The organism is Candidatus Coatesbacteria bacterium (assembly GCA_014728225.1).
In the GTDB taxonomy this organism is placed as follows: domain Bacteria; phylum RBG-13-66-14; class RBG-13-66-14; order RBG-13-66-14; family RBG-13-66-14; genus WJLX01.
Map to the genome: position 1 here is coordinate 15,968 of WJLX01000168.1, position 11,183 is coordinate 27,150.

Genomic DNA, 11,183 nt, shown 5'->3' on the forward strand with positions numbered 1-11,183 from the left:
CAGGCTGTCAGCCAGCAGGGAGCACGTCAGCCCTTTCGTTGTGAGTTGTTATGGCAGCGCCTGATCGGTTGCGACGTCGCGAGACTGCTTCCAGCAGCCCGGGGCGGGTGATCCGCCGCCCGAGTTTAAACCCCCTCGGGGATTAGCCGCTCCTCTGCCGTGCACTTCAAGCCGGTTAGCAGCAAGCGGCCAAGGCGGCCAGTAAAACCGATGCGGGTGAGGTAATTTGGCGGCCTTCTGCGCGAGACATTTCCGCTGCCTCCGCTCAGCCGAATAATCAAGAAGCCGATGTTGCCTGGTAAAAAACCGCCCACGGGCGGTTTTTTACGTCAATGGTGGACGTCAGGAACGGTTAGATCACCAGGGGCACGCGCAGCGGCGAAATCAGGAAGACGCCGTCGCGCTCGGTGGGACCCCAGAACAGCCCCAGGGCGAAGTGGCGCTCCAGGTAAGAGTCGGCGACGATCTTGGCCAGGCTCTCCGGCGAATCGAGCCGCCGGTAGTTCTCGCTCTCGAAGGCCGCGCCGGGCAGGGCCCGGTAGAGGGGTCCCCGGTCCAGGGGCAGCCCCTCGGTGGCGGCGGGTGAGGCGGGCCGCAGGGCCAGGGGGACCAGCCCGGCGGGCTCCAGGCGCGCGACCAGGCCGAGCTGGAAGTTCAGGGTGTCGAGGGGCGCCGGGCGGATGACGGCGGGGCGCTCCGCCGTGGTCAGCACGACGCCGCGCGTACCGTCGTCGCCTGCGACGGTCAGCTCGACGGTCGCGCCGATGTCCAGCTCGAGGATCCGACGCTGGAAGGCCGTCGGTGTCGTCAACGGCTCGCCGTCCAGCGCGCTGAGCAGCTCACCGGGGGCCAGCTCGACGGCGGCGGGGGAGTCGGGCAGGGTGAAGGCCACCCGACAGCCGCCCTCGTCGGCCAGGCAGGTCAGCCCCAGCCAGGGCCGCCGGTACTCGCCCTCGTCGCGCAGGACCGCGGCGACCTCGCTCAGCAGCTCCACGGGGATCGCCAGCCCGCGGCCGCGTTCCTGCAGGGCGCCGCGGCGGATGACGACGAGACCCGTCACCCGGCCGTCGGCGTCTAGCAGGGGTCCGCCGTGGTGGGAGGGCTTGAGGTCGGCGTCGAACAGCAGGGACCGCTCGAGGTCCAGGAAGCCGCTGCGCAAGCGGCCGTCGGCGGACTGGACCGCCGGGGTGGCCAGCAGCACCCCCTGTGGCGAAAGCCCGAGGGCGGTCAGCGGGGTGCCGCGCTCGGCCGGGGCGTTGTCGGCCAACTCCAAAGGCGGCGGGGGGTTCTCCATCCGCAGCAGGGCCAGGCCGGTGGCCGGATCGACCCCCACCAGCACGGCGGCGTGCTCGACACCGGCGGCGTCGCGGACCCAAAGCTCCGTCGCCCCCTCGACGACGGAATAGGCGGTCAGCAGATGGCCCTCGTCGTCGATGACGAAGCCGCTGCCGCGGAGTTTGGGCAGCTCGATCCCGGTCAGGCCGGGGCTCTTGTTCGGCAGGCGATTGATCCGCTCCGTCGCCGAGCCGACAGCGACCAGGGCCCCCCGGGCGCGCAGTTGGGCCTCGACTTCGACGGGGTCGCCGCACTCCGGGCAGAAGGCGGCGCCCTCGGGGAGGGGGGCGCCGCACTGCGGACAATCCAGGGCCTGGGCCGCCAGGCAGAGGCAGGCGACCAGAAGGACCACGAGGTTACGGATGGTTACCAATTGCGCCGCCTCGCGTTGGCCTCCTCTTCGGCCAGCTCCTCGAGCTTGGCGACGCTTTCGCGCCGGGCCCGCTCCAGGGCGGCCTCGTCGTTCATCAGCCGGATGACCTCGTCGACCCAGACGTCGGTGCCGATGCGATACTCCCGGGCCAGGGAGGCGCCGTCGACGCCACGGCTTTCGGTGATCAGGTGCGCGGTGACGGCCCGGCGCAGTTGCTCGACCGTCGTTCCGGCAATCTCTTCGGGCTGGTACTGGAAGGGTTCTTCCAGGCCCTCCATGAAGTTCTCCAGCCGCTCGGCCAGTTCATCGTCGCCGAGGGCCTGGAAGTCGGCCACGGGAAGCTCGGGGTGTTCGAGGCGGAACTCCGTGGCCAGTTGCCGGTGGTAGCCGGCGCCGATGAAGCGGGAGGCGAAGCCCGTGTAATAGATCGGCTCCAGGTAGACATGGGGGTCGATGCCGATCTGGTCGATGCAAACGCCCGTCGGGGTGTAGTAACGGGCCACGGTCAGCTTGACGGCCATGTTCTCGTCGGCGTCGGGGTTGATGCGGTTGAGCGGGTAGACCTGCTGGACCGAGCCCTTGCCGAAAGAGGTGTTGCCGAAGACCACGGCGCGGTCCCAGGCCTTGAGCGCCCCGGTGAGAATCTCCGAGGCCGAGGCCGAGCCGCCGTTGATCAACAGGGCCACCGGAACCTCGATCTTGTAACCGCCGTTGTTGGTGCGGTAGTCGACATGGGTGGCCTCGGCCTCCCGTCCCTCGGTGTAGACGATCAGCTGGCCGTCCTCGCTGGAGAACATCTCGCTGACGGCGGTGGCGGCGTTGAGCGTGCCGCCGGGGTTGTCGCGCAGGTCGAGGATCAGCCATTCCATTCCCTCGGCGAGCAGTTGGCGCACGGCCGCCGCCAGCTCCTCGTCGGTGTCCTCGGAGAAGTCGCTGATACGCACGTATCCCACCCCGGCCTCGACGATGAAGTGGTCGGGTACGCTGTCGACGCTGATCTCTTCCCGGGTCAGGGTGACCTCGATTGTTCCGGGCACCCCGGCGCGGGCGATGGTCAGGGTGACCTCGGTGCCGGGCTCGCCGCGCATCATGTCGACGGCTTCGGTGATGTTCATCTCGTAGGTGCTGACGCCGTCGATCTCGAGGATCTTGTCCCCGGGCAGCAGGCCGGACTCGGCCGCCGGGGTGCCGTCGAAGGGCGCCATCACCGTCAGGGTATCGTCCTCCGAGGTGATCTGGACGTGCATACCCAGCCCGCCGAACTTGCCCGTGGTGCGCAGGCTCAGATTCTCGTAATCCGGCGTCTCCAGCATCATCGAGTGCGGGTCCAGAGTGCCCAGCATGCCGTCGATGGCGCCGTAGATCAGCTCCTCGAGCTCCTGCTCCTCGACGTACTCGTTACGGACCAGCTGCAGGACGCTGTTGAAGGTGGTGATCAACTGGTAGGGGTTGGCCTCGCTGGAGTCGGCCAGCACGACGTCGGTGGCCCCGAGGGCCAGGTAGACGCCGGCGGCGGCCAGCAGGGTGACCAGGACGACGGTGAGAATTCGGTTGCGCATCGTTATCTCCCGGGCTGGGCGTTAGAAATTCGGCATTCGTCAACGGGGTTGTACGTCCCCCGAGTTATAGCACAGCGGGCGCCATATATCTACGGCCCGACGGCGGTGTCGGGTTCCGGGGGCGGGAAATCCAGGGCATCGAGGCTCAAACCGGCGCCGCCGCGAGCGGCATCGCCGGGATGACGCGGCAACGCATCGCCTTTCATCCTTATCCGGAGGCGGCGGTGAAGCTCAGCGGCTGATGACCAGGCGGCGCAGCTCGTCGGCGTCACCGCCGCGGGCCCGCAGCAGGTAGATCCCCGTCGCCAGGTCGCCGACGTCGAGTTCGACGGTGTGGCGCCCGGCGGCCAGGGGCTCGCTATGGCCGAGGACCCGGCGGCCGGCCAGGTCGTAGAGGGTCAGCTCGACCGTCGCCGGCGCGGGCAGCTCGACGGCCACCCGGACGCGGTAGCCGCAGGGGTTGGGCCAGGGCAGACTGACCGCCGCCCGGGCCGGGGCGGGCTCGGCCCAGTCGACGGCGTTGGAATAGAAGTAGAGCGGGTAGCCGGCGTCCTCGGCATAGACGGCGTAGCTGTATTCCCCGGGGCCGGGCAGGCGGGTGTCGTGGAAGACGAAGCCGCCGTCGCCCGGGTACTCGTTGAGCAGCTCCCAGTCGTCGTAGGGCGCCGGGTCGTCCAGCAGGTAGCCGGCATCCGTCGCCACCCGGTAGAGGCGCAGGCCGTCGAAGGCCCCGTAGATAACCTCACCGTTGACCCGAATCCCCGCGCCCTCGACGGCGGCCGTCAGCTCCAGGGCGTTGGGGACGAGCTTGGTCAGGCAGGGGGTGGTGTACTCCTCGTTGAGCCGGAGGAACAATACATCTTCGGCGTCCTGCTCCAGGGGGATGCTGAAGGACTGACGCCGATGCTCATTGTAGAGGGAAAAGGGCTGTTCGGTGGTATCGACGTAACGGATGTAACCATCGACCCAGGTCTCGAACTCGTAGGGTGTGCCGTAGAAGGTGGGCTGGACCTGGTTGAGATAAACGGTGACCGCGGGCTCTCCGCCGGAGTCGTCGAGTTCCCAGTTCCAGTGGTAATAGGGGTGACCGGGGGAGTAGACCCACTGGTCGAAGAACCAGGACAGGTCGTCGTGGGTTTCGCTGCTGTAGTGCTCCTCCAGCGCCATCTGCAGGTCCGGCGTCAGCACGTTACCGTAACGGTGGCGGGCGACGTAGTCGCGCAGGGCGTCGTAGAAGGCCTCCTGGCCCAGCTCCCGCCGCAACATCTCGACGACGAAGGCGCCCTTGTCATAGATCAGGGGTGCGCTGAGGGTGTCACAGACGATGGGCCTCAGGTGCCAATCCCAGCCATAGAAACGCCCTATGTAGGAGGAGTGCCATCTCTCGCGCACCGCGATGGGATCGCCTTCGCCTTCGGGTTGCTCGGGCCAGAAGGCCTCGCTCCAGGTGGCGAAGCCCTCGTTGAGCCAGGAGTGGTGCCAGTGGGCCGGGGAGAGCAGGTCGCCGAACCACATGTGGGCGTCCTCATGGACGATCGGCCGATCGCTCATCGCCTGCCACTCCATCCCCAAATTAAGTGTTTGATGATAAAGGACATCGAAGCCGTAGGGGCCGAAATGCTCCTCGTAGCAAACGATCAGGTCTGGTATGTAGGCGTAGTTCTGACGGTACTGATCCGCCTCGTCGGGATGGCAGAAGTAACCGATGGGGAAGGGCTCGGAGGCGAACTCGATGTAGGTCAGCTCCTCCGCGGGGCGGCCGCCGAACCACATCAGGTACATGGCGCAGTCGTGGTTCATCCGCCAAACGTGGGTCTGACGGCCGTCGCCGCCGTCGACGACCTCCTCCAGCACGCCGTTGGCCAGCATCGTCCAGCCCGCGGGGACGTTGAGGCGCTGGGTGATGGTGAATTTGTCCGAGGGGTAATCGAAGCAGGGCAAATAGAGGTGGGTTTGTTGACGCCATTGGTGATGGCTGAACCTCATTTGCATTCCCTCGCTGTAATAATCGATAATTGATACTTGGCCGTGGTAGTCGATGCGCACCTCGGCGGTCTGGCCCGCCGCCAGGGCCGGCTCCAGTTCGATGCGCACATACCAGCCGTCCCGGCTGTAATCCGCCGGGGAGCCCTCGTAGTAAACACCGTCGATGGCCAGCTCCTCGCCCATTTCCAGCACCAGCTCGTCCTGCAGAGCCTCCGTCGGCGTAATGGTCCAGACGGCCGTGGCGACAATATCCTCCGCCGGTGGATAGAACTCGATGTACCAATCCAGGTCCAGCAGGTCCGAGCCCGAAGGCTCCGGCGGCAGCGGATAAGCCCAGGTGGCATCTCTCTCCGGGCCCAACTTGTGAAGGAGCTCGGGATGGACGGGGTACTCGCCCCACGCCGGCGCCTGCAGGGCCGGGGCCGAAACGGCGAGGAGCAACAACAACGCGGCGCAGCGAACCAGGCCATTTCCCTTGAACATGACGACCTCCTTCGGTACTGCAACCCGCACCGGCCGTTGAAAAACGGCCGCCGCGCTTGGACGTTAACGAGGGGTTGCCCGGCGCCGGAACCGGCACGGTTTTTGCATCTCGGCGCCGCCGCGAGCGGCGTGGGCGTCGCGCCTCCGCAAAAACCGTGCCGGTTCCGGCGCCGGGTCGGGCGGGGGTTGGGAGGGTGGGTCGGGCCGTTTTTCAACGGCCGCTCGACCGACCGGGGCGTTGGCTTACTGCGCCAGGAAGGACAGGGGGTCGACGGCGCGGCCGGCCTTGCGGATCTCGAAGTGCAGGCTGGGCTCGGTGATCGAGCCCGTCGAACCGATGCGGCCGATGCGCTGGCCCTCGGCCACGGTGTCGTTGACGCCGACCAGCAGGTCCTCGGCGTGGGCGTAGACGGTATGGACGCCGTCTTCGTGGCTGATGATCAGCATCTTGCCGTAGCCCTGGAACCAGTCGGCGAAGATGACCTCGCCGGGGAGGACGCTGACGAAGTACTGGCCGGCGGGGGCGGCGATGTCGATACCGTCGGACTTGGTGGTGGTGCCGTAGGTGGGGTCCTCGACGCGGCCGTAGTAGCGGATGATTCGGCCTTCGGTGGGCCAGATGCGCAGGGCGGGGATCTCGGAGGTCCAGACACCGGCGTCGGGGATCTCGGCGGCGGAGAGCTCGCGACCGGTCTCGGCGGAGGCCTCGGCGGCGATGATGTCGTTGATTTTGGATTGCAGGTTGGTCATCGCGCGCTCTTTTTCGCGGATGACGGCCTCATAGGCCGAGCGTTCGCGTTGAACCCGCTCGAGCAGGTCGCGCTTGCGTTCCAGGTCCTCCTCGTAGAGCACCTGTTGCTCCTCGGCCCGGGCTTTGGAGTCTTCGATGATCTCGAGGGCCTGTTCGAGTTCGAGGCGGTGGGTCTCCTGCTCGGCGACGGCGCGCTGGATGTCCTCGTAGATGCGTCGGTCCTGGGCGGCGAAGGCCTTGAGGAAAATGAAGCGGCGGCCCATCGAGGCGAAGTCGCCGGCGCTGAAGATGAAGCGCTCGCCCTTCTCCCGACCGACGAGATACAACAGGGTCAGGCGGCGGCCCAACAGCTCGCGCTGCTCGTCGGCCCGGCGTTCGAGTCGTTCGACCTCGGCCCGGGCCTCGTCGGCCAGCTCGCCGGCCTGGTTGCGGGCGGTCTGCAGGCGCTGGATGCTGTTGCGTCCCTGCTCGGCCTGTTGCTGGATCAACTGCAGCTCGGCCAGGATACCCAGCTCCTGATCGCGGACGCGGTCACGGGCCTCGCGCTGTTTGGCCAGATCGTTCTCGATGGCGGCCAGCTCGGCGCGCAGCTCCTCGACCCCCCCGGCGGTCTCCTCGACGAAGGCCCCCAGAGCCAGCAGGACGGCCAGGGTCAACACGACGTGGGGCAGGTAGGCCAGGCAGCGTTTCATCGCGGTATGGGGCTGGGTGACGGTTTCAATTTAGCAGGGGATTCGGCGCCGGTCAAGGCTGCGCGTCGTTGAGCGCAGTCACTACGACCTCGGGCGGCAGCTCCGGGACGAACTCGCCCAGGTGTTTGCGCAGAGCGGCGGCGCCGGCTTCGTCGAAGGCGTAGAAGGTTACGGTGTCGCCGCCGCAGACGACGTTGTCGGGGATCGTCCAGCGGGCGCAGGCGATCCAGTCCGTCGGCAGTCCACCGTAGGGTCGGAACCAGTCGTCGTAGACCACGGCGCAGGCGGTGTCGCGCTCGGCGACCAGCCGTTTGATTGCCGCGCTGTCGTAGGCTCCGGCCAGCTTGAGTTCGGCGACCTCCTGCGAGGCCAGACCCCAGAGGTCGAGGACCTCGACGTCGGCGTAGTAGCCCACGGCGCCGATATCGTTGACGGCGACGGCCTCGTCGGCATAGTAGCGATCGAGGAAGCGGGCCGTCTGGCGCTGCTGGCGGTAGATGTTGCGGGTGGCCTGCAGCGGGTGCTCGGGAAGGACGAAGAAGAAGCGGTGGAGGAGCAACAGACCGACGAGAGCGATGAGGGCCCATTTGAGTCGGGGATGCTCCTCCAGCCGGCTCCGCAGCCGGGTCAGCAGTGACCAGGCCAGGAGCGCCGCAACAAGATAGAGCAGGAAGATGACCCAGATGTGGTAGCGGTAATCGGAGCCCAACATCAACAGGCTGAACAGGGACGCCCCCAGCACGCAAAAGGCCAGGCGTCCGATGGGATGCCAGAAGCCGTGTTTCCGCCAGTGGACAACCCACAGCACGGCCGCCGAGCCCAGGCCGATCGTATAGGTGATATTGTATCTGAGGGTGGTGTAGACGTTGGTGAGGAGTTGCTCGAGGTAGCCGGCGTCCCGCGTCAGGGTCTTGACCAGGATCGAGTTGGGCAGGAAGTAGGCGCCGTTGGCCGTCGAGACGAGGCCGTAAACCACCACGGGCAGCCAGCCGGCGACGGCGAGGGCCGCGGCGAACAGCCAGCGCTTGCGCAGCAGGGCCAGCAGGACCACCACGGCCACGGCGAACAGGGACTCGTAGCGCACCGTCACCGCCAGCAGGGCCAAGGACAGGCTCAGCCATTCCGCCCGCCGCCAGGTCCGGCGCTCCTCGTCGAGGGTCGGCAGGACGACCAGCAGCAGCGCGGCGACCATGATGAGATGCAGCACGTGCTCCATCCCGCTGAAAACGCCGAACAGCGCGGCCGAGATGTAGAAGGCCGCCAGCAGGATCAGCGGGCGGTAGGGCGCCTCGACGCCCAGCCGGTCCAGATAGCCCTCCATGATCCACATCAGCGCCCCGGCGGCGCTGACGGCCAGGATTAGCGGGGCCAGGACGGCGTTGCCGAAGATCAGGGTGGCGAGGGCCAACAGCAGGGGCCAGCCCAGGGAGCTGGCCGCGGCGTCGAACCGCCCCGGTTCGATGCCCCAGCTGCCGTGCTCGGCCAGGTTGCGGGCCAGCTCGAGGTGGATATAGGCGTCGTCGAGGGTGTAGGTGAAGGAGCCCTCGTTGGCCGCCGTGGAGGCCAGGGCGAGGTAGGCGAACAGCCCCGCCAGGACCAGCAGGACCAGCAACAGGGGCCGGCGGCGGCGCAGGAATGACCTCTTGGCGGGCTCGGAGTCCATCGCCTTCCCTTTCCGTGGCGGCCCCGCCGCGTGACGGTTCGGTGCAGCTTAAGTGTACATCCGCAGTATACCGGCGTCCGCATCGCCAGTCAAGCTCCGGCGACGCCCCGCCGCGCCCTGTGGTAAGATAAACTCGTACCTTGGACAACCGAGCGGGAGTTCCGTGCATTTCTTCGTCGCCGCCTTCGTGGTCTGGATCCTGGGGCTGGTCTTCGGCAGCTTCGCCAACAGCCTGATCCACCGTCTGCCGCGTAAGCTGTCCATCGTCCACCCGGGCAGCTTCTGCCCGGGGTGCGAAACCCCGCTGACCGCCGACGAGAAAATCCCCGTGCTCAGCTATCTGACCCTGGGGGGCAAGTGCGCTCACTGCGGCGAGAGGATCAGCCCCCGCTATCCCCTGGTGGAGCTGGGCAACGCCCTGGGCTGGCTGGGGGTTTTTCTGCGCTTCGGCTTCAACTTCCAGGCCGTCACCGGCTGCCTGCTGTTCACCGGTCTGCTGGTCGCCGCGGTCATCGACCTCGAGGAGGGGCTGATCCCCAACGGGCTGACCCTGGGTCTGGCGCTCATCGGCTTTGCGGCCAGCCTGCTGCCCTTCGGCTTGGACCCCCTGGACAGCCTGTTCGGCATTCTCGTCGGCGGCGGCTTCCTGCTGCTGTTCGCCCTGCTGGGGCGGCTGATCTTCAAGCGCGAGGCCCTGGGAGGCGGAGATCTGAAGCTGTTGGCCGCCATCGGCGCCTTCGTCGGCTGGAAGCTGGTCCTGCTGGCGGCCTTCATCGGCGTGGTCCTCGGAGCGATCGTCGGCGGCGTGCGCTGGGCGGTGACGGGCCAGCGGGAGCTGCCCTTCGGTCCCTTCCTGGCCGTGGGCGGGATGACGGCCTTCCTCGCCGGGGAGCTGATCCTCGGCTGGTATCTGGCGCTGTAGCGCCCCCCCCACCAACCCGGCCGTGGTGAACCCCGCCGCGATCCGCCGAGCACGACCACCGAGCACGACCACCGAGCATGACCACCACCCGTCAGCTCCACCACGGTGACTGCCTGGACGTCCTGCGGCAGCGCATCCCCGACGCCTGCGTCGACCTGGTCTACCTGGACCCGCCCTTCAACACCGGCGTCGAGCGACGCCTGCGGGACCGGGGCTTCGCCGACGTCTGGCGCTGGGATGCGACCGTCGAGGGCGAGTTGGCCGAGCTGGCCGAGCCAACCGCCGCCCCCGGCGTCGCCGGGCTGGTTCGCCTGGTTCGCGATGAGCTGGGCGACGACGCCCTGGCGGCCTATCTGGTCGGGCTGGGACGCCGCCTCGTCGAGGTCCGCCGGGTGCTCAAACCGGCGGGCTCTGTGTATCTGCACTGCGATCCCACGGCGAGCCATTACCTCAAAGTATTGCTCGACACTGTCCTGGGTAAGGAAAAATTCCAGCGGGAGATCGTCTGGCGGGTGGGCTGGGTGTCGGGCTTCAAGAGCCGGGCGCGCAACTGGGTCCGCAACCACGACGTGCTGCTGTACTACGCCGGGCCGGGCTTCACCTTCAACAAGGAATATCTGGCTTACCCCCCCGGCTATCGGCGGCGCGACGGGGCGATCCCCAGCGGCCCGGGGGTGCCCCTCGAGGACACCTGGAACTGCCACCCCGCCGACGAGCTGAACTCGATCATGATCATGAGCTTCTCCCGGGAGAAGCTGGGCTATCCGACCCAGAAGCCCCGGGCGCTGCTGGAGCGCATCATCCGGGCCTCGTCGAACCCGGGCGATGTGGTGCTGGACCCCTACTGCGGCAGCGGAACCACCCCGGCGGCGGCCGAGGCGTTGGGCCGGGGCTGGATCGGCGTCGACGCCAATCCGGCGGCCCTCGAGCTGACCGAGCGCCGCCTGCGGGAGGAGTTCCCGGAGCTGGAGTTTGATCTAGAATGCGGCAAGCGGACGTAGGGGGACCTCGAGGTTCACCCGGAAACCTTTCGTCATGGTGATGATGAGTAAATGCAAACGAACAAGACTGCTGGTTTTCAATACCTGGGTAGTTACGCTTATATTATAACAAATATGCACATACAGAAAAGGTGGTTTGCTGAGTGACGATTAGCTAATGAGGTATCTCTCTCGACTGCTGCCGTATACCTGTGTTGCTTTTTAACCTGACCATATTTATCTCCTGATTACAGAAGGGATCGTCTACCGTGTTCGGACCGAGGCACATATGTAACGCCCTGATAACATACGTGATGGGTAGAGCGCACTAGAAGTTGGCCGACGGCAGATGAAAAATGTGAGAGTTGCGGCGGGAAAGATACCCATCGACCCAGATAGACGAAGCTACCTAGAGCTAAACGCAAAGAGATAGCTCGTA

The 11,183-nt window shown here is 66.8% G+C and carries 7 protein-coding genes; 2 read left to right on the top strand and 5 right to left on the bottom strand.

The genetic code is table 11. The annotated features are described in order from the left end of the window. Positions 1 to 352 precede the first annotated feature (352 nt). The 5 genes from GF399_12090 to GF399_12110 all read right to left on the bottom strand — a co-directional run bounded on the left by GF399_12090 (position 353) and on the right by GF399_12110 (position 8,842). Positions 353 to 1,708, bottom strand: a complete 1,356-nt coding sequence (locus tag GF399_12090) for a zinc-ribbon domain-containing protein (GenBank protein MBD3401052.1) — start codon at positions 1,706 to 1,708, stop codon at positions 353 to 355. Further along, a complete protein-coding gene (locus GF399_12095) occupies positions 1,702 to 3,267 on the bottom strand; it encodes a PDZ domain-containing protein (GenBank protein ID MBD3401053.1) in 1,566 nt (521 codons plus the stop codon). The genes GF399_12090 and GF399_12095 overlap by 7 nt, the downstream gene beginning before the upstream one ends. Before the next feature lie 231 nt (positions 3,268 to 3,498). Continuing rightward, positions 3,499 to 5,736: a T9SS type A sorting domain-containing protein gene (locus tag GF399_12100; protein ID MBD3401054.1), complete on the bottom strand. Its 2,238-nt coding sequence runs from the start codon at positions 5,734 to 5,736 to the stop codon at positions 3,499 to 3,501. 243 nt (positions 5,737 to 5,979) lie between these two features. Continuing rightward, positions 5,980 to 7,179: a peptidoglycan DD-metalloendopeptidase family protein gene (locus GF399_12105; protein ID MBD3401055.1), complete on the bottom strand. Its 1,200-nt coding sequence runs from the start codon at positions 7,177 to 7,179 to the stop codon at positions 5,980 to 5,982. Between the two features lie 52 nt (positions 7,180 to 7,231). After that, entirely contained in the window at positions 7,232 to 8,842 is a 1,611-nt protein-coding gene (locus tag GF399_12110) for a hypothetical protein (protein MBD3401056.1), read from the bottom strand. A gap of 52 nt (positions 8,843 to 8,894) precedes the next feature. On the opposite strand from GF399_12110, the gene GF399_12115 reads away from it, so the two are divergent. Together GF399_12115 and GF399_12120 are read left to right on the top strand one after the other, a co-directional pair. Further along, complete coding sequence (locus GF399_12115) at positions 8,895 to 9,764, top strand: prepilin peptidase (GenBank protein MBD3401057.1); 870 nt, start codon at positions 8,895 to 8,897, stop codon at positions 9,762 to 9,764. 77 nt (positions 9,765 to 9,841) lie between these two features. Then, positions 9,842 to 10,765, top strand: a complete 924-nt coding sequence (locus GF399_12120) for a site-specific DNA-methyltransferase (GenBank protein MBD3401058.1) — start codon at positions 9,842 to 9,844, stop codon at positions 10,763 to 10,765. Positions 10,766 to 11,183: the final 418 nt, after the last annotated feature.

Bases quoted from the DNA above. Each gene is read 5' to 3' on its own strand.
- GF399_12095 (MBD3401053.1), bottom strand. From the start codon at position 3,267: ATGCGCAACCGAATTCTCACCGTCGTCCTGGTCACCCTGCTGGCCGCC.
- GF399_12100 (MBD3401054.1), bottom strand. From the start codon at position 5,736: ATGTTCAAGGGAAATGGCCTGGTTCGCTGCGCCGCGTTGTTGTTGCTC.
- GF399_12105 (MBD3401055.1), bottom strand. From the start codon at position 7,179: ATGAAACGCTGCCTGGCCTACCTGCCCCACGTCGTGTTGACCCTGGCC.
- GF399_12110 (MBD3401056.1), bottom strand. From the start codon at position 8,842: ATGGACTCCGAGCCCGCCAAGAGGTCATTCCTGCGCCGCCGCCGGCCC.
- GF399_12120 (MBD3401058.1), top strand. From the start codon at position 9,842: ATGACCACCACCCGTCAGCTCCACCACGGTGACTGCCTGGACGTCCTG.